This is a genomic window from Pseudomonas sp. FP453 (genome assembly GCF_030687495.1).
GTDB lineage: Bacteria > Pseudomonadota > Gammaproteobacteria > Pseudomonadales > Pseudomonadaceae > Aquipseudomonas.
The window spans coordinates 2,066,011-2,089,256 of the sequence record NZ_CP117435.1 but is presented as its reverse complement, the minus strand read 5'-3'; the positions used below and the strand labels follow the sequence as shown (position 1 = coordinate 2,089,256).

Genomic DNA, 23,246 nt, shown 5'->3' with positions numbered 1-23,246 from the left:
CATGTCTATTTCATCTCCCCTGTTGCGTCTGTTGCTGGTCGGCCTGTGCAGCCTGATGCTCGCCCCGCTGGCCAATGCCGAGGCGGCTAAACGCCTGCGTATCGGCATCACCCTGCACCCGTACTACAGCTATGTGAGCAATATCGTCGGCGACAAGGCCGAGGTGGTGCCGTTGATTCCTGCCGGTTTCAACCCCCATGCCTACGAGCCGCGCGCCGATGACATCAAGCGTATCGGCAGCCTCGACGTGATCGTGCTCAATGGCGTCGGCCATGACGATTTTGCCGACCGCATGATCGCCACCAGCGAGCGCCCGGACATCCCGGTGATCGAAGCCAACGCCAACGTGCCGCTGCTCGCGGCCACCGGCAATGCGGCGCGCGGCGCGGGCAAGGTGGTCAACCCGCACACCTTCCTGTCGATCAGCGCGTCGATCGCCCAGGTCAACAACATCGCCCGCGAACTGGGCAAGCTCGACCCGGACAACGCCAAGACCTACACCCAGAACGCCCGCGCCTACGGCAAACGCCTGCGCCAGATGCGCGCCGACGCCCTGGCCAAACTGACCAGCGCGCCCAACCCGGACCTGCGCGTCGCCACCGTACACGCGGCCTACGACTACCTGCTGCGCGAGTTCGGCCTGGAAGTCACCGCCGTGGTCGAACCGGCCCACGGCATCGAACCGAGCCCGAGCCAACTGAAAAAGACCATCGATGAACTGCGCGCCCTGGACGTGAAGGTGATCTTCTCGGAGATGGATTTCCCGTCCACCTACGTCGAGACCATCCAGCGTGAATCCGGGGTCAAGCTGTACCCCCTGTCGCATATTTCCTACGGCGAATACTCGCCCGAGAAGTACGAAGTGGAGATGACCGGCAACCTCAACACCGTGGTGCGGGCGATCCAGGAGTCGGGGGCATGACGGCGGCCGAACACCTGACAGTGGCCAGCGTCGGCCCGACGCTTGAGTTCGACAAAGTCTCGTTGACCCTGGGCCGCACGGTGATCCTCGATGGCGTGAGTTTCCAGGTGCAACCGGGCAGCATCCACGCGCTGGTCGGCCCCAACGGCGGCGGCAAAAGCTCGCTGATCAAGACGCTGCTGGGGCAAACGCCGCACCAGGGGCAGTTGCGCCTGCACTGGCCGAACAGCGTGGGCACCGTGGGTTATGTGCCCCAGGCCTTGGAGTTCGACCGGGGCCTGCCGATGACCGTGGATGATTTCATGGCTGCCATGTGCCAGCGCCGCCCGGCGTTTCTTGGCCTGTCCAGGCATTACGCCGGCGCGATTGGCGATGCGCTGGAACGCGTCGGCATGCAGGACAAGCGCAAGCGCCGCATGGGCGCGCTGTCCGGTGGTGAACGCCAGCGTGTGCTGCTGGCGCAGGGTTTGATCCCGGCGCCGCAATTGCTGGTGCTGGACGAACCGATGTCGGCCCTCGACGAGGCCGGCATCCAGGTGTTCGAACGCCTGCTCAATGACTGGCGCCTGGCCGGCATCACCGTGCTGTGGATCGAACACGACCTGGAAGCCGTGGGCCGCCTGGCCGACCGCGTCACCGGCCTGAACCGCCGCGTGCTGTTCGACGCCACGCCAGAAGAGGCGCTGACCCCGGATCGCCTGCTGACCCTGTTCTCCACCCACCCTCGGAGCCCGGCGCAATGAGTTATGAAGCCTTTCGCTTGATGGTCCAGGGCTGGGCCTCTTCCGGGTACCTGCCGGAAGCGCTGGCCTATGGTTTTGTCGTCAACGCCTTGCTCGCCGGCTTGCTGATCGGCCCGGTATTGGGCGGCCTGGGTACGCTGGTGGTGGTCAAGCGCTTTGCGTTTTTCTCCGAAGCGGTCGGCCATGCGGCGCTGACCGGCGTGGCCGTGGGCATCCTGCTCGGCGAACCCTACACCGGGCCGTACGGCGCGCTGTTTGGCTACTGCCTGCTGTTCGGCATCCTGCTCAACTACCTGCGCAACCGCACCGGCCTGGCGCCGGACACCTTGATCGGCGTATTCCTCTCGGTGTCCCTGGCATTGGGCGCGAGCCTGCTGCTGATCCTCGCGGGCAAGATCAACGTACACATCCTCGAAAACGTGCTGTTTGGCTCGGTGTTGACGGTCAACGGCAACGACCTGCTGGTGCTGGCGATTGTCGGTTCACTGGTGATGGCCCTGGCGTTGCCGCTGTACAACCGCATCATGCTCGCCAGCTTCAACCCGCAACTGGCGGCCGTGCGTGGCGTGGCGGTGAAGACCCTGGATTATCTGTTCGTGATCCTGGTGACACTGATCACCGTGGCGGCGGTCAAGGTGATCGGCGCGATCCTCGTCGGCGCCCTGCTGGTAATTCCGGCCGCAGCGGCGCGTTTGTTGAGCCAGTCGCTGAAGGGGTTCTTCTGGATTTCGGTGCTGATCGCCACCGTCAGCACCCTGTGCGGCATCCTGCTGCCGATCATCTTCGACCTGCCGATCCCGTCCGGTGCCGCGATCATCCTGATGGCCGGTATCGCCTTCGCCCTCGCCGCCATCGCGCGCGGCATCGTGCCCAGCCTCAAAGGGAATCTTGGATAATGCGCCCTGTCTTTCGCCCACTGGCCTTGGCCATCGCTTGCTTGATCAGCACCTCGGCGTTGGCCGTGGATGGTTTCGCGGCCAATGATTTCAAAACCAATCATGGCCTCGGCCATGCCGCGCTGAGCAAGGCCAAGTCGATCAAGCCGGTCAAAGTGCTGGCCTCGCTGCCGATCACCTATGGCTTGGCCGAGGTGTTGCTCAAAGGCACCGACGTGCAACTCGAACGCGCCGCACCGTCGAATCTGCCCGGTTCGCGGCAGGTCTCCTATTTCACCGGCCGTGGCGCCCCGGCGCTGAGCAAGCTGGCCGAAGACGCCGACGCCGCCATCGGCCTGCGCTCGCTGTGGGCGGACGACCCGCTGTACCCGGTGGCGCGGCGCAGCAACATCCGCATCGTCGAAATCGACGCCGCCCGCCCGGTGGACGGCGGCCTGCCGGGCATCGCCGTGCAGCCCGGCGTGGCCGATGGCTTGAACAGCCAACCGTGGCAATCGAGCAACAACCTCGGGCGCATGGCCGATGTGCTGGCCGCCGACCTCAGCCGCCTGGCACCTGGCGCCAAACCGCAGATCGATGCCAACCTCGCCGCCCTCAAGCAACGCCTGCTCAAACTCAGTGCCGACAGCGAAGCGCGGCTGGCCAAGGCCGACAACCTCAGCGTGGTCAGCCTGAGCGATCACTTTGCCTACCTGGTCAGCAGCTTGAACCTGGAAGTCGTCAGCACCGATGCACGGCCGGACGCCGAGTGGACGCCGGAAGCCTTGCAGAAACTCAGTGCTGAGTTGAAGGACAACGATGTGGCGGTGGTGCTGCACCATCGCCAGCCAAGTGAGGCGGTAAAAGCGGCGGTTGCGGCTGGCGGTTCGCAGCTGTTGGTGTTGAATGTGGATGGCGCGGACCCAGTGGCAGAGCTGGAAACCAATGTGGATCAGGTGATCAAGGCACTCACACCCTAAACCCTCGCCACAAGGGTCACGCCACATCCACGCCGACGTGGATCGCATCATGCCGCCAGAACTCCAGGTCGCAGTCGATCAAGCGCTGGTGCTGGTCATAATTGACCCGGGCGATGCGCAAGCCCGGGCTGCCCACCGACACGCGCAACGTCGCGGCCGCCTCCACCGGCAGTGACGTCGGCACGATTTCAAAGCGCACCCGCCCGTAGTGCAGGTCGTACTTGCGGGCATACAGCTCGGTCATCGACTGGTTCAGGTCGCAGTCCAGGATCCCCGGAAAATACTGCGGGTTCAGGTAATGCTCCACATACAACACCAGGCGCCCATCGATCCGCCGGCCCCGGCAGATCTGGATCACACTCGACAACGCCGGCAACTGCAACCACGCACACACCGCCGCCGACGCCGGCTGCAAGCGCGCCGAGATCACTTCGGTGGACGCCACGCGCCCCTGGTCGCTGACCATGGCGTGAAAGTGGCTACGCTGCATCAGGTTGTAGGCCAGCCGTGGCGGCGAGACAAACCAGCCACGGCGCTCTTCGCGATAGATCTGGCCCTGGGCCTCCAGTTGTAACAAGGCTTCCCGCACGGTAATCCGGGTGGTACCAAACAACTCGCTGAGCTTGCGCTCGGCCGGGAGTTTGCTGGCGGGCGGCAACAGGCCGTGGTCGATCTGCTCTTGCAGCGCCAGGCCGATGGATGTCACCGCCTTGATTGCCTCATCACGCATCAACGTTACCTATCTGGACTAGACCAGCACCGTTCGGGTGCATAAACCGCGCTGTATTCGGGCTGTTGCGGTTGCCTGCCAGCCTAGGCATTGCAGATGACCGACAGATGACAGTCCGTGTCGCCCCCGCGCAGAACACCCTGCAATACATCGGCCAAGTCCAATCAATGCGGGCACTTGGGCATGGTCTACGCTCAGACAGCGAGTCGCGACATCCGCGATTTAAAAACGACATCGACATGAAACTGTCATCCACCGGGCCTAGATTGGCTCAGGTATTGCTGACCTAGACCAACACCACCGCAAACGTTCATAAAAAACGCCGCGTTGAAAACGCCCAAAGGAGCTTCGGATGAAACAGCTTTTCCTGGCATCACTGTTAGGCTCGACCATTGCCATGTGCACCGCCGCCATGGCCGCTGATACCGATCTAAAAACCTTGGAAGCCGCCGCGAAAGCGGAAGGCGCCGTCAACAGCGTCGGCATGCCCGATGACTGGGCCAACTGGAAAGGCACCTGGGAAGACCTGGCCAAGACCTACGGCCTCAAGCACATCGACACCGACATGAGCTCGGCCCAGGAAATCGCCAAGTTCAAGGCTGAAAAAGACAACGCCAGCGCCGACATCGGCGACGTCGGTGCGGCCTTCGGCCCGATTGCGGTGAAGCAGGACGTCACCCAGCCGTACAAACCGTCCACCTGGGCCCAGGTGCCGGATTGGGCAAAAGACAAAGACGGTCACTGGGCCCTGGCCTACACCGGCACCATCGCCTTCATCATCAACAAGAAGCTGCTGCACGGATCCGAAGTGCCTACCAGCTGGGCCGACCTGCAAAACGGCAAGTACAAAGTCTCCATCGGTGACGTAAGCACTGCGGCCCAGGCGGCCAACGGTGTACTGGCAGCGGCCATCGCCAACAAAGGCGACGAGAAGAACATCGCACCTGGTTTGCAGTTCTTCACCAAGATTGCCCAGCAAGGCCGTCTTGGCGTGAACAACCCGACCATTCAAACAATGGAAAAAGGCGAAGTCGAAGTGGGCATCGTCTGGGACTTCAACGGCCTCAGTTACAAAGCCAAGATGGCCAACCCGGATGACTACGTGGTGCTGATCCCGTCGGATGGCTCGGTGAAATCCGGCTACACCACCATCATCAACAAACACGCCAAGCACCCGAACGCCGCCAAGCTGACCCGCGAATACATCTTCAGCGATGCCGGCCAACTCAACCTGGCGAAGGGCAATGCGCGCCCGATCCGCGCCGAAACCGACCTGAAACTGCCGGCCGATATCGCCAAGAACCTGATCCCGGGCGAGCAGTACACCAAGGCCAACCCGCAGCCGATCAAGGATGCCGATGCCTGGGAAGCGACCTCCAAGAAGCTGCCACAACTGTGGAACGAGCAAGTCATCGTAGAGATGAAGTAACAGACCTGAAATGCGGTCAGTGTGGGAGCTGGCTTGCCTGCGATAGCGGTGTATCAGTCGACATAAATGCTGAATGTCAGACCGCTATCGCAGGCAAGCCAGCTCCCACAATTTGATCCGGTGGTGTCAGAGAGATTGAGTCAAGCCTACTGTTGCGGAGCACCTCCCCCCATGAAGCACAATGTCATCCTTGTCGTGCTCGACGGCCTGAATTTCGAGGTTGCCCGGCACGCCATGGGGCACTTGCAGGCCTATGTCGGCGCAGGACGCGCAGCCCTCTACAAGCTGGAATGTGAACTGCCCGCCCTGTCCCGCCCGCTGTATGAATGCATCCTCACCGGCGTGCCACCGATCCACAGCGGCATCGTGCACAACAATGTCTCGCGCCTGTCCAACCAGCGCAGCATTTTCCATTACGCCACCGACGCCGGCCTCACCACGGCGGCGGCGGCTTACCACTGGGTCAGCGAGTTGTATAACCGCACGCCCTTCCTCGCCGCCCGTGATCGTCATACCGACGACAAGGCGCTGGCGATCCAGCACGGGCATTTCTACTGGAATGACCACTACCCGGACTCCCACCTGTTTGCCGACGCCGAAAGCCTGCGCCGCACACACACGCCGAACTTCCTCGTGGTGCACCCGATGAACATCGACGACGCCGGCCACAAGCACGGCCTCGACACCGCGCAATACCGCAACAGCGCGCGCTCGGCCGACATCATCCTGGCCGACTACCTGCAAGCCTGGCTCGACGCCGGCTACCAGATGCTGGTCACCGCCGACCATGGCATGAACAACGACCGCTCCCACAATGGCCTGTTGCCGGAGGAACGCGAAGTCCCGCTGTTTGTCCTCGGCGACGCGTTCAGCCTGGACGCCGGGGCCGCGCCGAAACAGACCGAACTCTGCGGCACTGTCTGCGAACTGCTGGGCGTGCCCCACGACAAACCGGTGTGCCGGGAGTTGTTGAAATGACCCGTGGCAAATGGCTGGCGCTGTTGTGCCTGGTGCCTTTCGCGTTGTTCTTTATCGTGTTCGAAATCGCTCCGCTGGCGTGGGTACTGATCAACAGCCTGCAAACCGAAGAGGCCGGCTGGGGCCTGGAAAACTTCGTGCGCATCTTCAGCTCGAAGTTCTACCTGCAAGCGATCCAGTACAGCCTGGAGATCAGTTTCTACTCCAGCGTCTTCGGCATCATCATCGCTACCCTCGGCAGCTACTCGCTGCGCCGGGTCGATTCGCCGCTGCGCAACTTCGTCACCGCCTTTGCCAACATGACCAGCAACTTCGCCGGTGTGCCCCTGGCCTTCGCGTTCATCATCCTGCTGGGCTTCAACGGCAGCATCACCATCATGCTCAAGCAGGCGGGGATCATTGAGGACTTCAACCTGTACTCCAAGACCGGTTTGATCATCCTCTATACCTACTTCCAGATTCCGCTGGGCGTGCTGTTGCTCTACCCGGCCTTTGATGCGTTGCGCGAGGACTGGCGGGAGTCGGCCGCGCTGCTCGGTGCGAGTGGCTGGCAGTTCTGGCGCCATATCGGCTTGCCGGTGCTCACGCCGGCCTTGCTCGGCACCTTTGTGATCCTGCTGGCCAATGCCCTCGGCGCCTACGCCACGGTGTACGCGTTGACCACCGGCAACTTCAACGTGCTGCCGATCCGCATCGCGGGCCTGGTGTCCGGCGACGTGTCCCTCGACCCGAACATGGCCAGCGCCCTGGCCGTGGTGCTGGTGGCGCTGATGACCGTGGTCACCGTGGTCCATCAACTGCTGCTCAAGAGGAGCTACCATGTCTCGCGCTGAAGCCGGCCCGGCCGCCCTCTACCATCGGGTGGTGGTGTGGCTGTTGTTTGCAATCCTCGTGCTGCCCTTGGTGGGCACCTTCGTTTATTCCATCGCCAGTAGCTGGTCGGCAACCATCCTGCCCGCCGGCTTTACCGTGAAATGGTACGTGCAACTGTGGAGCGACCCGCGCTTCCTGATGGCCTTCGGGCAGTCGTTGCTGGTGTGCGTGGGGGCGCTGATCCTGTCGGTGGTGCTGATCCTGCCGCTGCTGTTCGTGGTGCACTACCACTTCCCCAAGCTCGACGCGCTGATGAACATCCTGATCCTGCTGCCCTTCGCGGTGCCGCCGGTGGTGTCGTCTGTGGGTCTGTTGCAACTGTACGGTTCCGGGCCGTTGGCGATGGTGGGCACGCCATGGATCCTCATCGGTTGCTACTTCACCGTGGCGTTGCCGTTCATGTACCGGGCGATCACCAACAACCTGCAGGCCATTAACCTGCGCGACCTGATGGACGCCTCCCAACTGCTCGGCGCCAGCACCTGGCAGGCGGCGATCTTCGTGGTGCTGCCGAACCTGCGCAAAGGCCTGATGGTGGCGCTGCTGCTGTCGTTCTCGTTCCTGTTCGGTGAGTTCGTGTTTGCCAACATTCTGGTAGGCACCCGCTACGAAACCCTGCAGGTGTACCTCAACAACATGCGCAACAGCAGCGGCCACTTCACCAGCGCCGTCGTGATTTCCTACTTCTTCTTTGTGCTGGTGCTGACCTGGGCCGCCAATATCTTGAACAAGGACAAAAGCCAATGAGCTTCGTCAGCGTCCAACACCTGCAAAAAGGCTACGCCGGCACCCCGGTGTTCAGTGATATCAACTGCGAGATCGCCAAGGGCGAGTTCGTCACCCTGCTCGGCCCGTCCGGTTGCGGCAAGTCCACGCTGCTGCGTTGCATCGCCGGGCTGACCTCGGTGGACAGTGGGAAAATCCTGCTGGATGGCCAGGACATCGTCCCGCTGAGCCCGCAGAAACGTCACATCGGCATGGTGTTCCAGAGCTATGCCCTGTTCCCCAACATGACCGTGGAACAAAACGTCGCCTTTGGCCTGCGCATGCAGAAGGTCAACGCCGACGACAGCCACCAGCGCGTGCAGGAAGTGCTGCAACTGGTGGAACTCAAGGACCTCGCCAGCCGCTACCCGCACCAGATGTCCGGCGGCCAGTGCCAGCGCGTGGCCCTCGCCCGTTCCCTGGTGACGCGCCCGCGCCTGCTGTTGCTGGATGAGCCGCTGTCGGCGCTGGATGCGCGGATCCGCAAGCACCTGCGTGAACAGATCCGCCAGATCCAGCGCGAGCTGGGGCTGACCACGATCTTTGTGACCCATGACCAGGAAGAAGCCCTGACCATGTCCGATCGCATCTTCCTGATGAACCAGGGCAAGATCGTGCAGAGCGGCGATGCCGAGACGCTGTACACCGCGCCAGTGGACGTGTTCGCGGCCGGTTTTATCGGCAACTACAATCTACTGGACGCCGACAAGGCCAGCCTGCTGCTGCAACGCCCGATCAACAGCCGTATCGCGATTCGCCCGGAAGCCATCGAACTGAGCCGCAACGGCGAGCTGGACGCCCTGGTGCGCAGCCACAGCCTGCTGGGCAACGTGATCCGCTATCGCATCGAGGCGCGCGGCGTGGAACTGGTGGTGGACGTGCTCAACCGCTCGGCCGACGACCTGCACCCGGACGGGCAACGCCTGGCACTTTCCATCGACCCAAGCGCCCTGTGTGAAGTAGCCTGACGCAACGTTTTATTTCAGAGAGCATGACGGATGGCATTGGTAATTTTCGATCTGGACGACACCCTTATCCACGGCGACTGCGCCACCCTGTGGAGCGAGCAGATGGGCCGCCTGGGCTGGGTGGACCCAGAGTCGTTCATGCGCAAGAACAGTGAGCTGATGGCCGCCTACAGCCGGGGCGAACTCAAGATGGAAGACTTCATGGATTTCAGCCTGGAGCCGATGATCGGCCGCACCCCGGCGGAAATCGAACACCTGGTAGAGCCCTGGGTCGAGGACGTGATCGAGCCGCTGATCTACAGCGATGCCACCAAGACCATCGCCCGCCATCGGGCCAATGGCGATCGGATCCTGGTGATCTCGGCGTCTGGCGTCCACCTGGTCAAACCGATTGCAGCGCGGATCGGCATTGATGAAGTGCTGGGGATCGAGCTGGACGTCAGCCATGGCGTGTACAGCGGGCGTACCGTGGGGGTGCTGACTTACCGTGAAGGCAAGATCACGCGTTTGCTGGAATGGTTGGCGCAGGAAGGTGAGACGTTGGAGGGGGCGTATTTCTATTCGGATTCGCGCAATGACTTGCCGTTGCTGTTGAAGGTGGATCATCCGCAGGTGGTGAACCCCGACCCCGTATTGCGTGCCCATGCCGAGCAAGCCGGCTGGCCAATCCACCACTGGATCTGATCACCCTCCCCCTTGAATTGAAAACCCAATCAACTGTGGGAGCTGGCTTGCCTGCGATAGCGGTGTGTCAGATGAAGAATTCTTCACTGATGGACCGCTATCGCAGGCAAGCCAGCTCCCACATTGACTGCATTTCAAGTTGAAATCAGGTCAGGCTTTCATCGACCACCAACACAAGCTTCCCGGAAATCTGGTTGGTCGCCAGCTCGGCAAACGCCGCCTCGGCATCCTTGATCGGGAAGGTCTTGGCCAATTGCGGGCTCAGGCGCCCTTCAACAAACAACGGCCACACGTGCTGGCTTAGATCACTGAGCAGGTCCGCCTTGAACTGATCGCTGCGGCTACGCAAGGTCGAGCCCAGCAACTGCACGCGCTTGCCCAGCACCTGCGCCAGGTCCAGCTTGGCCTCGCGACCGCCCATCAAACCGATCAAACACCCAACGACCGTCCAGGGCCAGCAGCTTGAGGTCCAGCGCCGCATAGTCGCCACCCACCGGGTCGAGGATCACATCGAACGGCCCGAAATCCCGCAGCCCTTCAATCCCATCGGTACGCACCACCCCGCCCTGCGCGCCCAGGGCCTCGCAGTAGGCCAGGCGCTCGGTCGAGCCGACGCTGACCCAGCACGGACTGCCAAACGCCTTGCACAGCTGGATCGCCGCCGAGCCCACGCCACTGGCGCCGGCAATGCAGCAACACTTTCTCACCCGGCTTGAGGCCCGCCAGCTGGAACAGATTCAGCCACGCCGTGCTGTACACCTCCGGCAACGCCGCCGCTTCGAGCAGCGACAAGCCTTCCGGCACCGGCAGCACATGGCGTGCGTCCACCACCACTTCTTCGGCCATGCCGCCGCCGGCCAGCAGCGCGCAGACACGGTCACCGACTTGCCAGGACGAGCCCGCGCCCACTTCGCTGATCACCCCGGAACACTCCAGGCCCAACACGGCGCTGGCACCCGCAGGCGGCGGATACAGCCCCGCACGCTGTAATAAATCGGCGCGATTGAGGCCCGCTGCCGCCACACGAATGCGAACTTGGCCTACATCACAGGTAGGACTGGGTTCTTCCAACCACGCCACGTGACCGTCAACGCCTTGCAATGCTTTCACAGTGCCTCCATAGTGAGTCTGGACTGAGCCCGTAGCTGTATCGCCGGGCTTTTTGCATTATGCGACCGGACCATATGGAACCGGCTCCCTCAAAGACGGCCTAATATGCGTTATCAATTGCCCCCGCGTCGAATCAGCATGAAGCATTTGTTCCCCAGCACCGCACTCGCTCTTTTCATTGGTCTCGGCTTCGCGTCGATGTCGACCAATACGTTCGCAGCCAACAGCTGGGACAACCTTCAGCCGGATCGCGATGAGGTGATTGCCAGCCTTAACGTTGTCGAGTTGCTCAAGCGCCATCACTACAGCAAGCCGCCGCTCGACGACGCTCGCTCAGTGATCATCTACGACAGCTACCTCAAGCTGCTGGACCCGTCGCGCAGCTACTTCCTGGCCAGCGATATCGCTGAGTTCGACAAGTGGAAGACGCAGTTCGACGACTTCCTCAAGAGCGGCGACCTGCAACCCGGCTTCACCATCTACAAGCGTTACCTGGACCGCGTCAAAGCGCGTCTGGACTTCGCCCTGGCCGAGCTGAACAAAGGCGTCGACAAGCTCGACTTCACCGAGAAGGAAACCCTTCTGGTGGACCGCAAGGACGCCCCTTGGCTGACCAGCACCGCCGCCCTCGACGACCTGTGGCGCAAACGCGTCAAGGACGAGGTGCTGCGCCTGAAGATCGCCGGCAAAGAGCCCAAGGCGATCCAGGAACTGCTGACCAAGCGCTACAAGAATCAACTGGCGCGCCTGGACCAGACCCGTGCCGAAGATATCTTCCAGGCTTACATCAACACCTTCGCGATGTCCTACGACCCGCACACCAATTATCTGTCGCCGGATAACGCGGAAAATTTTGATATCAACATGAGTCTGTCCCTGGAAGGCATCGGTGCCGTCCTGCAAAGCGACAATGACCAGGTGAAGATCGTGCGCCTGGTGCCGGCAGGTCCGGCGGACAAGACCAAGCAGGTCGCCCCGGCTGACAAGATCATCGGTGTGGCCCAGGCCGACAAAGAGATGGTCGATGTGGTCGGCTGGCGCCTGGACGAAGTGGTCAAGCTGATCCGTGGGCCGAAAGGCAGCGTGGTGCGTCTGGAAGTGATTCCGCACACCAATGCACCCAACGACCAGACCAGCAAGATCGTGTCCATCACCCGTGAAGCGGTGAAGCTCGAAGACCAGGCCGTGCAGAAGAAAGTCCTCAACCTCAAGCAGGATGGCAAGGACTACAAGCTGGGCGTGATTGAGATCCCGGCCTTCTACCTGGACTTCAAGGCCTTCCGCGCTGGCGACCCGGACTACAAGTCCACCACCCGCGATGTGAAGAAAATCCTGACAGAACTGCAGAAGGAAAAAGTCGACGGCGTGGTCATCGACCTGCGCAACAACGGCGGCGGTTCCCTGCAGGAAGCCACCGAGCTGACCAGCCTGTTTATCGACAAGGGTCCAACCGTGTTGGTACGCAACGCGGACGGCCGTGTCGATGTGCTGGAAGACGAGAACCCGGGTGCCTTCTACAAAGGCCCGATGGCGTTGCTGGTCAACCGTCTCTCGGCCTCGGCTTCGGAGATTTTCGCCGGTGCCATGCAGGATTATCACCGCGCGCTGATCATCGGCGGCCAGACCTTCGGCAAAGGCACCGTGCAGACCATCCAGCCGCTGAACCATGGCGAGCTGAAGCTGACCCTGGCCAAGTTCTACCGGGTTTCCGGGCAGAGCACCCAGCACCAGGGCGTGCTGCCGGACATCGATTTCCCGTCGATCATCGACACCAAGGAAATCGGCGAAAGCGCCCTGCCGGAAGCCATGCCGTGGGACACCATCCGCCCGGCAATCAAGCCGGCGTCGGACCCGTTCAAACCGTTCCTGACACAGTTGAAAGCTGACCACGAGACGCGCTCCGCCAAAGATGCCGAGTTCGTGTTTATCCGCGACAAGCTGGCCCTGGCCAAGAAGCTGATGGAAGAAAAATCCGTGAGCCTCAACGAAGTGGATCGTCGCAAGCAGCATGCCGACATCGAAAATCAACAGCTGGTGCTGGAAAACGCGCGCCGCAAGGCCAAGGGCGAAGACCCGCTCAAAGAGCTGAAGAAAGAAGATGAAGACGCGCTGCCAACCGAGGCGGACAAAACCAAGCCGGAAGACGACGCCTACATGGCGGAGACAGGCCGGATCCTGCTGGACTACCTGAAGATCAGCAAACAGGTGGCCAAGCAGTAAATGATGGCAATTTAATGTGACCGCTCCCCGAGCTGTCATCATATAGACATCATTCTGTCGTGAAATAAAGGACCGCTGGCTTACCGCCCGCGGTCCTTTTTTTTCGATCGAGATCGCCATGACCATGACCGAACAGCTGAATGCATTGGGCTCAATCCTGGCTCAAGGCAGTTTGCACAGCCTGTTCCAACCGATCATCTGTCTGTCCGAACGGCGCATCCTTGGCTATGAAGCCCTCAGCCGCGGCCCATCCAACAGCCCGCTGCACTCCCCCGTCGCATTGTTCTCGGTGGCCAACCAGGCGGGGCGCCTCAGCGAACTGGAAATGGCCTGCCGCGAAAGTGCGTGCCGGCGCTTCAGCGACCAGAAGCTGCCGGGCATGCTGTTCCTCAATGTCTCGCCGGAATCCCTGATGGAGACCGCGCACCAGCCGGGGCGCACCCTGCAATTGCTGCGCGACTATGGCATTGCGCCAAGCCAGGTGGTGATCGAACTCACCGAGCAGACCCCCACCGACGATTTCGACCTGCTGCAAACCGCGCTGCATCACTACCGCAACATGGGTTTCTCAATTGCCCTGGATGACCTCGGCGCCGGCTACTCCAGCCTGCGCCTGTGGTCGGAGCTGCGCCCGGATTACGTGAAGATCGACCGGCACTTTATCGACGGCATTCACCAGGATGCGCTCAAGCGCGAGTTTGTCGGCTCGATCCTGCAAATCGCCAAGGCGTCGCGTGCCCAGGTGATTGCCGAAGGTATCGAGTTGCCGGAGGAGCTGGCGGTGTTGACCGAGATGGGCGTGGACCTGGTGCAAGGCTATCTGCTCTGTCGTCCCCAGGAACATCCGCCGCAGGAAGCGCGCCTGATGCTGCCCAAGCCCGACAATACCAACGCAGCCCTGAGCGACGAAGGCAGCGATCTCAGCGCCCTGCTCAACGAACAGCCGGCCGTGGATCAGGACACCGCCACCGCCCAGGTCCTGGAAGCCTTCCGCCGCCAGGCCAACCTCAACTCGCTGGCGGTGCTGGACGGGCGCGGCCACCCGGTGGGCATCGTGCACCGGCATTCGCTGTCGGATGCGCTGCTCAAGCCGTTCGCCACCGACCTGTTTGCGCGCAAGCCCATCAGCCGCTTGATGAGCAACGACTTCCTCGCCGTGGAATTGAGCCAGTCGCTGCAACAGGTCAGCCGCCTGCTGACCAGCCGCGCGCGGCAACGTATCGAAGAAGACTTCATCATCACCCTCAATGGCGACTACCTGGGCCTGGGGCGGGTGATCGACGTACTCAAGCTGATCACCGAGCTGAAAATCCAGCAGGCGCGCTACGCCAACCCGCTGACCTTGCTACCCGGCAACGTGCCGATCCAGCAGTGCCTGACGCGGCTGCTGCAACAGCAGCGGGAATCGGTGATCTGCTACGTGGATATCGACAGCTTCAAGCCGTTCAACGATATCTACGGCTATGGGCGTGGGGATGAGGTGTTGTTGTGCCTGGCGCAGTGCCTGAACGACCGGGTCGATCCCAGCCGCGACTTTGTCGGGCATATCGGTGGCGATGACTTCTTGCTGGTGCTGGGGCCGCAGGATTGGCGCAAGCGCCTCAATCAACTGCTGGATGACTTCCACACCCAATGCCGGCGTTTCTACCGCGCCGAGCACCTGGACGCCGGTTGCTTCGTGGCACTGAACCGCCAGGGCATGCGCCAGGAGTTTGCCTTGCTGTCACTGTCCATCGGCGTCGTGCATTTGTATCCACAGGCCTGTGGACAACTCGATGCCAGCCAGTTGGCAGAGTTGGCGTCGCAGGCCAAACACCATGCCAAGGACGTGGCCGGCTACAGCATCCACGTGATCGACAGCATGGACGCAGTGCCGCAGGTTTAGGCCTCGGCCGATTCCGGGTACTCGTACTCGAACACCCGCACCACTTCCGACGCGTGCCAGGACGCGGCGGCCACGCCGTCGGACGGCCCGCTGAAGCGCCCCAGGCGCTCCACGCACTCAAAAAAACCGGTGCGCGGCAGGCGGCTCGCGCCTTGGCTGATCACCAGGGAACTGCGCAACGGCTGCTCGGCCTTGGCGTCCAGCGCCGCCAGGTGTTCCAGCGCCGCAGCCAGGGTTTGCATGGCCGGCGTGGGGAACTGCAAGCGCTCCAGCAACGCGCGGTACGTCAGCAGATGGCGCTGGCGGCGCGCCTGGTCCAGTTCGTTAAGTAACCCATCCCAGTGTTGACGGCTGATACGTAGGCTCAAGATTCATCCCTCCAACCTGCAACGCCCAATTCCCAGGCCAGGCCGCGGCGGATCGCGGCATCCGGCTGGCGTTCACCACTTTCGATCAATCCAAGGTACGACGGGCTGATGCCCACGGTGCGGGCCAGCGTCTCAATCGCCAGGCCCTTGGCTTCGCGCAATCCGCGCAGGTCTGCGAGCGGGCGCAAGTCCTGGGCCGGTGCGGCTTGGGCAGGAGAAACAGGAGGAGGTGTGACGGGTTGCTGCTGACCGGCAGCTTTTAGCAGCGCCTGGTACTGGTCCCATGGCAACACCGCGTATTCGGGTGCGCCATCGCGTGAAATTATCTGAATATCCATGACTGCCCCGTAGGATAACAACACTTACTAAGTAAGCTCTTTCCTTAGGAGTGTAATCCTAACAGTCACAAAGGTCGTAGGGGGATATAACCATCATTGGTTTTTTTGCGGGTTTTCCCTGGCCAGCAGCGCCGGCGTCGCAGGCAGCCGCTCAACCACCGCGAGCTTTTCCGGGCGCTGCGCCTCACGCCAGGCACGAAAGGCGCTCAGTTCGCCGTCCAGGGTCTTCATGACCCATGCCAGCACGGCAATGTCGTCGAGCATGCCAAACATCGGGATAAAGTCCGGGATCGCATCGATCGGGCTGAGGAAATACATCAACCCCGCCACCACCGAGATCAGCGCCTTCGGGCTGATGGCCCGGTATTCGCCACGCCAGTAGGCCAGGCACAAGGCCTGGAGCAACTTGAGATCATCCTTGAGCTTGCCCAGGCGATTGCCCTGGCTTGAGCCCTTGGCGGCGACCGCGAAGAGCAGCGTAGGCAAACGCCCACGGCCCAGCAGACGTGCGGCCATGGGCAGGAAGCGGGTGAAATTGAAGGGTGGTTTCATCGGTCACTCCAGTTCCAGGCCAACAGAAATGTTATCCACACAAATTGTGGATAACCTTGTGAACAGAGCCTGTTTTGCAGGCTGAAACGCCCGTACTAGAAGGCTTTCAGTCAGATCGGGCATTTTTTGCGCACATAAAAAAAACCCAATATTTCATTGACTTGATGTTGCTGTGCGGCTACCCACACCGGGACGTTATATCAGACTGTTGCCTGCTACAGACGTTCGCTCGGATCTGTGGGAGCTGGCTTGCCAGCTCCCACAGGTATAAATATGCACCTCCCAGAAACAACAACGCCCCGTCGAGACGGGGCGTTGTGTGTTCAGGCGCCGATTACTTCTTGGCGGCTGGTGCAGCAGGTGCCTCAGGGGCTTCAGCCTTGGCTGGGTCCTTGATGGCCAGCAGTTCCAGGTCGAACACCAGCACGGAGTTGGCTGGAATCGCCGGGCTCGGGCTCTGCTCGCCGTAGGCCAGGTCGGACGGAATGTACAACTCGACCTTCTCGCCCACGTGCATCAGTTGCAGGCCTTCGACCCAACCCGGGATCACACCGCTGACCGGCAGGTCAATCGGGCTACCGCGATCCACGGAGCTGTCAAAGGTGGTGCCGTTGGTGAGCTTGCCGGTGTAGTGAACAGTCACCACGTCAGTCGGCTTAGGCTGTGCGCCGTCGGCTTTCTTGGTGATCTTGTACTGCAGACCGGAAGCGGTGGTGACGACGCCGTCTTTCTTGGCGTTGTCTTCGAGGAACTTCTTGCCGGCGGCTGCCGACTCCTGGCTCATCTTGGTCATGCGTTCTTCAGCACGCTTTTGCAGTGCGGCAAACGCTTCAACCAGTTCGTCGTCTTTGAGCTTCTGCTCTTTCTTGCCGACGGCGTCTTCGATGCCTTGGGCTACCGCTTTGGAGTCCAGGTCATCCATGCCTTCTTGAGCCAGGCTCTTGCCCATGTTCAGGCCGATGCCGTAGGAAGCTTTCTGCGCCGGGGTTTTCAGCTCTACGCTGGTCTGCGAATCACAACCCGCAAGTACCAGGCTAACCAGGGCCACCGCCGCCGCCAACCGATGCTGTTTCATGCTATTTCCTTGTTCATGCGCCAAAAGGGCATTCGAATAAAGTCGCGAGCTTATCAGGCGGCCACGACCAATGGCTACCGGCATGTGAGCCACAAACTTGCGATAAGTTCACGTGTTTAAAAGCATTTTCATTCATGATGAGGGCCCGCGAAGGATCGCGGGACCGCCTGTTCCGGGCTCATGGCCACTTGCCGCACCTGTGGCGTAGTGGCATAACAACGCGACAACTCGACAAGGATAGTTATCTTGCGCATTTTTTCCCGTGTTTTCCTGCTGATACTCGCAGCACTGGGGCTGATCCTGGCCGTGGTGCTCTATTACATCGTCAACCCCAAGCTGCCGGACTACGTGGCCGTGCAGCAGGTGCACTACGGCGAGCAATGGAGTGCCGCCGACCGCCAGACCTACTACTTCACGCCCCAGGGCACCCAGGTCAAGGGCCTGCACTACGACTGGTTCACCGCCCTTGAGCTGCCGTTTTCCGAACAGCGTTTCGCCACGCCCGAGTACCTGGCGCGCTTCGGCTTCCTGGTGGACCCCAAGCAAGTCGCCACCGCGCAAAACCCCGGCAACCTGCCGGTAGGTTTCGCCCGTCACCAGAACGCCGGCAACCGTGCCGAATTCCTGGACATCACCTGCGCCGCGTGCCACACCGGCGAGTTGCATTTCAACGGCCAGGCCCTGCGCATCGACGGCGGTTCGGCCCAGCATGTGCTGCCGTCCAGCGTACCGACCCTGCGTGGTGGCAGCTTCGGCCAGGCCCTCGTCGCCAGCCTTACCGCCACCTACTACAACCCGTGGAAATTCGAGCGTTTCGCCCGCCAGGTCTTGGGCGACCGCTACGACGCCGAGCACAGCCAACTGCGCGAGGACTTCAAGCAGTCGCTGAACACCTTCCTCAAAGTCGCCTGGAACGACACGCACCGCGGCCTCTACCCCACCCAGGAAGGCCCCGGCCGAACCGACGCGTTCGGCCGCATCGCCAATGCCAGCTTCGGCGACGCGATCTCCCCGGATAACTATCGCATCGCCAACGCACCGGTGGATTACCCACAGCTGTGGGACATCTGGACCTTCGACTGGGTGCAATGGAACGGCTCGGCCCAGCAGCCCATGGCGCGCAACATCGGCGAAGCCCTCGGCGTCGGTGCCACCCTGAGCTTTTTCGACAGCGCGGGCCAACCCCTGCAAGGTGATGCGCGCTACCCGTCCAGCGTACGCGTGCGTGACCTCAACCTGATCGAAGAAACCCTGCAACGCCTCAAGCCGCCGGCCTGGCCCGAAGACCTGTTCGGCGCAGTAGACAAACCCCTCGCTGCCCAGGGCCGCGCACTCTTCGCCGAAAACTGCGCCGGCTGCCATGTGCCCAGCGTCACCGAGGAAAACGGCCGCCCGGTACAGCAACTGAAAATGCTCCCGGTGGACTACATCGGCACCGACCCCGGCACCGCCAACAACATCGCCGACCAACGCTACGACCTCAGCGCCCTGCAATGGGACCCGGCCGAACTGGCCCAGCTGAATGTGCAGTTGCACCCCACGCCAACCGAACCCCTGGACCTGAAAAAAATGTCCGTGGCCAAGGGCCTGGCCTACGTCACTGCATTCGTCGAGGAGCACGCCTACCGCGCCGCCGGCGTCACTCCCGCCGAGCGTCCGCGCCTGGACGGCTACGGCCTGCCCATCGGCGTGCGCGAACTGCGCGCCTACAAGGCCCGGCCACTGGCCGGTGTGTGGGCCACGCCGCCGTTCTTGCACAACGGTTCGGTGCCGACGATCTACCAATTGCTGTCGCCCCAGGACGAACGCAGCACCACCTTCTATAAAGGCACCTTCGACTACGACCCGCGCCACCTCGGCTTTCAGACCGGCGCGTTCAAGAACGCCTTCCTGTTCGATACCAACATCACCGGCAACCACAACAGCGGCCACGAATTCCGTGCTGGCCAGCGTGGCAATGGCGTCATCGGCCGTGGCTTGCTGCCGCAGGAACGCTGGGCGCTGCTGGAATACCTCAAAGTACTGGGCGGCCCGCTGGAGCAACAACTGCCATGATGATTCGATCCCCCTACGACCGCCCTTCCCTGCTCGCACGCCTGTGGCTGCGCATCGGCGCCTTTCTCGGCAAGACCCTCCTGTGGCTGGTGGGCCTCGGCCTGCTCGGCTGGCTCGGCGCCACCGCCTGGTATGCCTGGCAGCACAGTGGCCCGGTATCGCCGGATGAGCAGATTCCGCCAGGCGAAGCCGCCATGACCCAAGGCATCATCCAGACAGCCGTGCGCATCGTTGACCAGCACCGTGAAGGCACGCGCTACCTGCGCGATGCCCACGCCAAGGCCCATGGCTGCGTGAAGGCCGAAGTCAGCGTGCTGGCGGACCTCGACCCGGCGCTGCGCCAAGGCGTGTTCGCCGAACCGGGCAAGACCTGGCAGGCGACGATGCGCTTGTCCAACGGCAACGCCTACCCGCAGTTCGACAGCATTCGCGATGCGCGCGGCATGGCGCTCAAGCTGCTGGATGTGCCGGGCAAGCAACTGCTGGCCGACCAGCAAAACCGCAGCGAACAAGACTTCGTGATGTTCAGCCACCCGAACTTTTTTGTCAGCGACGTGGCGGAATACGCGCAGAACATCGGCGCCCAGGCGGATGGCAAAAAGGTCCTGGCGTTCTTCCCCAAGGTCGACCCGCGCAGCTGGCAAGTGCGTCACCTGTTTATCGCCCTGGCCACCCTGGCGCCAGCCCCGGCCAGCCCGACGCAGACCACGTATTTTTCCGTCTCGCCCTACAAGTTCGGCGCAGCGAATGCCAAGTTCCGCGTCGCACCCGATGCGCAAAACTGCCCGCAGTACGTGCTGCCGAAACAGAACCAGGACCTGCCGAACTTCCTGCGCAGCGCGTTGACTCAGCAACTGTCCACCGACCGCGTCGCGGCCTGTTTTGTGTTGCAGATCCAGCGGCAGAACCCGCAGAAATTCATGCCGATCGAAGACACCAGCATCGAATGGAAAGAAAGCGACGCGCCCTACGAAACCGTGGCGAAAATTCGCATCCCGGCACAGGACTTCGACACCCCTGAGCAGAACCTGGCGTGTGACAACCAGTCCTTCAACCCGTGGTTCGGCGTGGCGGAGCACCGTCCCATCGGCGGTATCAATCGCCTGCGCAAAGCGGTGTACGAGGCCGTCAGTGATTACCGCCACAGCCGCAACGCGCCTTAGCTTGAGGGGAACAGGCGCTCGGCAATAAAGTCCACGAACACGCGGATTTTCGGCGACAGGTGACGGCTGGACGGCCACAACGCCCAGAACTGTCCCCTATCGCTGCACTGCTCATCCAGCACGCTGTGCAGGCGCCCCTGGGCCAAGGCCTCGCGGGCGAGAAAATCCGGGACAAAGGCGATGCCGTGCCCGTCGACGGCGGCCATGAGCATGGCTTCCATGTTGTTCAGGGTCATCGCCGTGGGCAGGCGCAGCCCGGTGAATGCGGGGTCGGCGGCCAGGGTCCAGTCCATGATTTTGCCGGTGGTGGCAAACCGGTAACGCAGGCAGGCGTGGTGCTCCAGATCCTTCACCACCAGCGGCCGGCCATGGCGCTGGAAATATTCCGGCGAGGCACATAGCAGAAACCTGAACGGCCCGAGCCGACGCGCCATCAGCTTCGAATCCGCCAGGCCGCCGCTGCGGATCGCCACATCGATGCCCTCCTCGATCACGTCCACCAGCAGGTCGTTGAAATCCAGCTCCAGCTCAACCTCCGGGTAGGCGCTGCGGAATGCCGCCATGTGCGGCATGAGGAAGCGATAGCCGATGGTGGGCAGACTCACCCGCAACTTGCCACGGGGTTGCTGGACCACATGGGAGAGCATGGCCTGCGCGTCCTGCAAGTCGTCGAGGATTTTCCGACAACGCTCGTAAAACAATTGCCCCTCCGCCGTCAGACTGACTTTGCGCGTACTGCGCTGCAGCAACCGCACATTCAGCGACGCTTCCAGCTTGGCGACGTTTTTACCGACTGCCGACGCCGAAATCCCCAGGCTCCGCGCCGCCGCGACAAAACTGAGGGCCTCTGCCGTTTTAACGAAGGAAATCACACCACCCAGGCTGTCCATTGATCCATTACATCCTTTTTGTCCGCTATCAGTGGAAGGTAAGCCTGTTTATCTACGATTGCATCCTGAATAGATTAATCAGGACTTCAACTGGACGATAAAGGACGGCTGCCATGCACCCCCATCGCTACACCATCCTCGCGGCGATTTGCCTGGCCGCACTGGTCTTGCCGATGAGTTTTACCGGCGGCGCCGTGGCCACGCCGTTCATTGGCCGGGCGTTTGACGCCACGCCCACTGAACTGGCATGGATCACCAATGCGTTCATGCTCAGTTTCGGCAGCCTGCTGATGGCCGCCGGCACCCTTGCCGACCGTTATGGGCGCAAGCGCTTGTTCATCGGCGGCATGGGCTTGTTTGCCGGCGTCTCCCTGTTGCTGGCGGTGGCGCCCACGGTGTTCTGGCTGGACCTGTTGCGCGGCGCCCAAGGCATCGCCGCCGCTGCCGCCTTGGCGGGCGGGACGGCCGCGCTGGCGCAGGAGTTCGACGGCCATGCGCGCACGCGGGCGTTCAGCGTGTTGGGCACCACGTTTGGCGTCGGCCTCGCGTTTGGCCCGCTGTTGTCGGGCGTGTTGATCGAGTGGCTGGGCTGGCGCGGGATCTTCCTGTTTACCGCACTGCTGGCGGGGGTGTCCCTGGTGTTTGCCGTGCCGAACCTGCGGGAAAGCCGCAACCCGCACGCTCAGCACCTGGACACACCCGGCGTACTGGCGTTTTCGGGTCTGTTGATTGCCTTCACCAGTGCCGTGATTATCGCGCCTGGGCACGGCTGGAACGCGCCGTTGATCCAGGCATTGCTCGTTGTGTCGGGGTTGCTTGCCGCCGTGTTTGCGTGGGTGGAAACCCGTGCCAAGCAGCCCATGCTGGAGCTGCGGCTGTTGCGTTTCCCGCGCTTCGTCGGCGTGCAGATCCTGCCAATCGGCACCTGCTACTGCTTTATCGTGTTGGTGGTATTGCTGCCGATCCGCTTTATCGGCGTCGATGGCCTCAGCGCGTTCGACGCGGGGCTGCGCATGCTCGCCTTGTCGGCGCCTATGCTGCTGGTGCCGATGCTGGCGGCGTCGTTGACCCGTTGGGTGTCGGCCGGGCGCCTGTGCACCGTAGGATTTTTGCTGGCCGCCGCTGGCCTTTATCGGTTGAGCATCCTGCCCGCCGACGCACACGGTCAACTGATCGCCGCCTTGCTGCTGATCGGCTTGGGCACAGCAGTGCCGTGGGGCTTGATGGACGGCCTGTCGATCAGCGTGGTACCCAAGGAGCAAGCAGGCATGGCAGCGGGAATTTTCAACACCACCCGCGTGGCCAGCGAAGGCGTGGCGCTGGCGGTTACCGTGGCGGTATTGAGTGCGCTGGTGGCGCGTCACCTGAGCCTCGACAGCAGCCTGTCGCCAGAAGAACTGTCACGGGCGGCACAACATCTGGTCATGGGTGATCTGCAACAGACCGGGCAAATTCCCATAGCGAAACTGCGTACGGCCTACAACGCAGGGTTCAATACCTTGTTGCAAGTGCTGGCCGTGTTCACCGCGCTGACGGCCGTGATCGTCTATCTCTTCCTCGGCCGCCAACAGCCTGAACCGCGTAAAGACTGCGTAACAATCAACCCGGCGCCGTAAGGATTGCGTCGCCTCTATTGAGGCGCT

General features: G+C 62.1%; 21 protein-coding genes and 1 pseudogene. 15 read left to right on the top strand and 7 right to left on the bottom strand.

Going from position 1 to position 23,246, the window contains the following annotated elements:
- The first annotated feature begins 1 nt into the window (after position 1).
- From PSH87_RS09615 to PSH87_RS09600, 4 genes are read left to right on the top strand one after another with little or no spacing between them, the layout of a single operon-like run.
- A complete protein-coding gene (locus PSH87_RS09615) occupies positions 2–922 on the top strand; it encodes a metal ABC transporter substrate-binding protein (RefSeq protein ID WP_305433289.1) in 921 nt (306 codons plus the stop codon).
- Entirely contained in the window at positions 919–1,665 is a 747-nt protein-coding gene (locus tag PSH87_RS09610) for a metal ABC transporter ATP-binding protein (RefSeq protein WP_305433288.1), read from the top strand. Before PSH87_RS09615 ends, PSH87_RS09610 begins: the two co-directional genes overlap by 4 nt.
- Positions 1,662–2,561, top strand: coding sequence for a metal ABC transporter permease (locus PSH87_RS09605; protein ID WP_017734821.1), 900 nt, complete (start codon positions 1,662–1,664; stop codon positions 2,559–2,561). The genes PSH87_RS09610 and PSH87_RS09605 overlap by 4 nt, the downstream gene beginning before the upstream one ends.
- Positions 2,561–3,520, top strand: a complete 960-nt coding sequence (locus tag PSH87_RS09600; RefSeq protein WP_305433286.1) for a metal ABC transporter solute-binding protein, Zn/Mn family — start codon at positions 2,561–2,563, stop codon at positions 3,518–3,520. The genes PSH87_RS09605 and PSH87_RS09600 overlap by 1 nt, the downstream gene beginning before the upstream one ends.
- 16 nt (positions 3,521–3,536) lie before the next feature.
- Here PSH87_RS09600 and PSH87_RS09595 read toward each other — a convergent pair whose 3' ends face one another.
- Positions 3,537–4,250, bottom strand: a complete 714-nt coding sequence (locus PSH87_RS09595) for a UTRA domain-containing protein (RefSeq protein ID WP_305433284.1) — start codon at positions 4,248–4,250, stop codon at positions 3,537–3,539.
- Positions 4,251–4,602: 352 nt separating this feature from the next.
- Between PSH87_RS09595 and PSH87_RS09590 the strand changes: the two genes are divergently transcribed.
- The 6 genes from PSH87_RS09590 (at position 4,603) to PSH87_RS09565 (ending at position 9,947) form a co-directional block, all read left to right on the top strand.
- The gene (locus PSH87_RS09590) at positions 4,603–5,679 is read left to right on the top strand and encodes an ABC transporter substrate-binding protein (protein WP_257784056.1); all 1,077 of its coding nucleotides are present in this window, start codon (positions 4,603–4,605) and stop codon (positions 5,677–5,679) included.
- Positions 5,680–5,850: 171 nt separating this feature from the next.
- The gene (locus PSH87_RS09585) at positions 5,851–6,657 is read left to right on the top strand and encodes an alkaline phosphatase family protein (RefSeq protein ID WP_305433281.1); all 807 of its coding nucleotides are present in this window, start codon (positions 5,851–5,853) and stop codon (positions 6,655–6,657) included.
- The gene (locus PSH87_RS09580) at positions 6,654–7,490 is read left to right on the top strand and encodes an ABC transporter permease subunit (protein ID WP_305433280.1); all 837 of its coding nucleotides are present in this window, start codon (positions 6,654–6,656) and stop codon (positions 7,488–7,490) included. Before PSH87_RS09585 ends, PSH87_RS09580 begins: the two co-directional genes overlap by 4 nt.
- Positions 7,477–8,277: an ABC transporter permease gene (locus PSH87_RS09575; RefSeq protein ID WP_017734815.1), complete on the top strand. Its 801-nt coding sequence runs from the start codon at positions 7,477–7,479 to the stop codon at positions 8,275–8,277. Before PSH87_RS09580 ends, PSH87_RS09575 begins: the two co-directional genes overlap by 14 nt.
- Positions 8,274–9,263, top strand: a complete 990-nt coding sequence (locus PSH87_RS09570) for an ABC transporter ATP-binding protein (RefSeq protein WP_017734814.1) — start codon at positions 8,274–8,276, stop codon at positions 9,261–9,263. Before PSH87_RS09575 ends, PSH87_RS09570 begins: the two co-directional genes overlap by 4 nt.
- A gap of 30 nt (positions 9,264–9,293) precedes the next feature.
- Positions 9,294–9,947, top strand: coding sequence for an HAD family phosphatase (locus tag PSH87_RS09565; protein ID WP_305433279.1), 654 nt, complete (start codon positions 9,294–9,296; stop codon positions 9,945–9,947).
- A 145-nt stretch (positions 9,948–10,092) separates the two neighbouring features.
- Here the strand turns inward: PSH87_RS09565 and PSH87_RS09560 are convergent.
- A pseudogene (locus PSH87_RS09560) lies at positions 10,093–11,057 on the bottom strand (zinc-binding dehydrogenase).
- Positions 11,058–11,195: 138 nt separating this feature from the next.
- Here PSH87_RS09560 and PSH87_RS09555 point away from each other — a divergent pair.
- A complete protein-coding gene (locus PSH87_RS09555; protein ID WP_305433278.1) occupies positions 11,196–13,277 on the top strand; it encodes a carboxy terminal-processing peptidase in 2,082 nt (693 codons plus the stop codon).
- A 118-nt stretch (positions 13,278–13,395) separates the two neighbouring features.
- Entirely contained in the window at positions 13,396–15,162 is a 1,767-nt protein-coding gene (locus tag PSH87_RS09550) for a bifunctional diguanylate cyclase/phosphodiesterase (protein WP_305433277.1), read from the top strand.
- On the opposite strand, the gene PSH87_RS09545 is transcribed toward PSH87_RS09550, so the two are convergent.
- The 4 genes from PSH87_RS09545 to PSH87_RS09530 form a co-directional block, all read right to left on the bottom strand.
- Positions 15,159–15,530, bottom strand: coding sequence for a hypothetical protein (locus PSH87_RS09545; RefSeq protein WP_005786715.1), 372 nt, complete (start codon positions 15,528–15,530; stop codon positions 15,159–15,161). The genes PSH87_RS09550 and PSH87_RS09545 overlap by 4 nt on opposite strands.
- Positions 15,527–15,868 (bottom strand): helix-turn-helix transcriptional regulator, encoded by a 342-nt coding sequence (locus tag PSH87_RS09540; protein WP_305433275.1) that lies wholly within the window; start codon positions 15,866–15,868, stop codon positions 15,527–15,529. Before PSH87_RS09540 ends, PSH87_RS09545 begins: the two co-directional genes overlap by 4 nt.
- Positions 15,869–15,961: 93 nt before the next feature.
- Positions 15,962–16,420, bottom strand: coding sequence for a YkvA family protein (locus tag PSH87_RS09535; RefSeq protein ID WP_017734808.1), 459 nt, complete (start codon positions 16,418–16,420; stop codon positions 15,962–15,964).
- Between the two features lie 334 nt (positions 16,421–16,754).
- Positions 16,755–17,495 carry an FKBP-type peptidyl-prolyl cis-trans isomerase gene (locus PSH87_RS09530; protein ID WP_017734807.1) on the bottom strand — a complete coding sequence of 247 codons (741 nt, stop codon included), beginning with the start codon at positions 17,493–17,495 and terminating at the stop codon, positions 16,755–16,757.
- A 246-nt stretch (positions 17,496–17,741) separates the two neighbouring features.
- Between PSH87_RS09530 and PSH87_RS09525 the strand changes: the two genes are divergently transcribed.
- Both PSH87_RS09525 and PSH87_RS09520 read left to right on the top strand, forming a co-directional pair.
- Positions 17,742–19,550, top strand: a complete 1,809-nt coding sequence (locus PSH87_RS09525) for a di-heme-cytochrome C peroxidase (protein WP_017734806.1) — start codon at positions 17,742–17,744, stop codon at positions 19,548–19,550.
- Positions 19,547–20,713 (top strand): catalase family protein, encoded by a 1,167-nt coding sequence (locus PSH87_RS09520; protein WP_305433272.1) that lies wholly within the window; start codon positions 19,547–19,549, stop codon positions 20,711–20,713. The genes PSH87_RS09525 and PSH87_RS09520 overlap by 4 nt, the downstream gene beginning before the upstream one ends.
- Here the strand turns inward: PSH87_RS09520 and PSH87_RS09515 are convergent.
- Positions 20,710–21,603 carry a LysR family transcriptional regulator gene (locus PSH87_RS09515; RefSeq protein WP_305433270.1) on the bottom strand — a complete coding sequence of 298 codons (894 nt, stop codon included), beginning with the start codon at positions 21,601–21,603 and terminating at the stop codon, positions 20,710–20,712. The genes PSH87_RS09520 and PSH87_RS09515 overlap by 4 nt on opposite strands.
- Positions 21,604–21,716: 113 nt before the next feature.
- Here PSH87_RS09515 and PSH87_RS09510 point away from each other — a divergent pair, with 113 nt between their 5' ends.
- On the top strand, positions 21,717–23,219 hold the full coding sequence (locus tag PSH87_RS09510; RefSeq protein WP_305433268.1) for an MFS transporter: 1,503 nt from the start codon (positions 21,717–21,719) through the stop codon (positions 23,217–23,219).
- The last annotated feature ends 27 nt before the right edge of the window (positions 23,220–23,246 follow it).

Bases quoted from the DNA above. Each gene is read 5' to 3' on its own strand.
- PSH87_RS09510 (WP_305433268.1), top strand. From the start codon at position 21,717: ATGCACCCCCATCGCTACACCATCCTCGCGGCGATTTGCCTGGCCGCA.
- PSH87_RS09600 (WP_305433286.1), top strand. From the start codon at position 2,561: ATGCGCCCTGTCTTTCGCCCACTGGCCTTGGCCATCGCTTGCTTGATC.
- PSH87_RS09565 (WP_305433279.1), top strand. From the start codon at position 9,294: ATGGCATTGGTAATTTTCGATCTGGACGACACCCTTATCCACGGCGAC.
- PSH87_RS09605 (WP_017734821.1), top strand. From the start codon at position 1,662: ATGAGTTATGAAGCCTTTCGCTTGATGGTCCAGGGCTGGGCCTCTTCC.
- PSH87_RS09530 (WP_017734807.1), bottom strand. From the start codon at position 17,495: ATGAAACAGCATCGGTTGGCGGCGGCGGTGGCCCTGGTTAGCCTGGTA.
- PSH87_RS09590 (WP_257784056.1), top strand. From the start codon at position 4,603: ATGAAACAGCTTTTCCTGGCATCACTGTTAGGCTCGACCATTGCCATG.
- PSH87_RS09555 (WP_305433278.1), top strand. From the start codon at position 11,196: ATGAAGCATTTGTTCCCCAGCACCGCACTCGCTCTTTTCATTGGTCTC.
- PSH87_RS09580 (WP_305433280.1), top strand. From the start codon at position 6,654: ATGACCCGTGGCAAATGGCTGGCGCTGTTGTGCCTGGTGCCTTTCGCG.
- PSH87_RS09570 (WP_017734814.1), top strand. From the start codon at position 8,274: ATGAGCTTCGTCAGCGTCCAACACCTGCAAAAAGGCTACGCCGGCACC.
- PSH87_RS09585 (WP_305433281.1), top strand. From the start codon at position 5,851: ATGAAGCACAATGTCATCCTTGTCGTGCTCGACGGCCTGAATTTCGAG.
- PSH87_RS09550 (WP_305433277.1), top strand. From the start codon at position 13,396: ATGACCATGACCGAACAGCTGAATGCATTGGGCTCAATCCTGGCTCAA.
- PSH87_RS09520 (WP_305433272.1), top strand. From the start codon at position 19,547: ATGATGATTCGATCCCCCTACGACCGCCCTTCCCTGCTCGCACGCCTG.
- PSH87_RS09535 (WP_017734808.1), bottom strand. From the start codon at position 16,420: ATGAAACCACCCTTCAATTTCACCCGCTTCCTGCCCATGGCCGCACGT.
- PSH87_RS09540 (WP_305433275.1), bottom strand. From the start codon at position 15,868: ATGGATATTCAGATAATTTCACGCGATGGCGCACCCGAATACGCGGTG.
- PSH87_RS09575 (WP_017734815.1), top strand. From the start codon at position 7,477: ATGTCTCGCGCTGAAGCCGGCCCGGCCGCCCTCTACCATCGGGTGGTG.
- PSH87_RS09595 (WP_305433284.1), bottom strand. From the start codon at position 4,250: ATGCGTGATGAGGCAATCAAGGCGGTGACATCCATCGGCCTGGCGCTG.
- PSH87_RS09610 (WP_305433288.1), top strand. From the start codon at position 919: ATGACGGCGGCCGAACACCTGACAGTGGCCAGCGTCGGCCCGACGCTT.
- PSH87_RS09515 (WP_305433270.1), bottom strand. From the start codon at position 21,603: ATGGACAGCCTGGGTGGTGTGATTTCCTTCGTTAAAACGGCAGAGGCC.
- PSH87_RS09615 (WP_305433289.1), top strand. From the start codon at position 2: ATGTCTATTTCATCTCCCCTGTTGCGTCTGTTGCTGGTCGGCCTGTGC.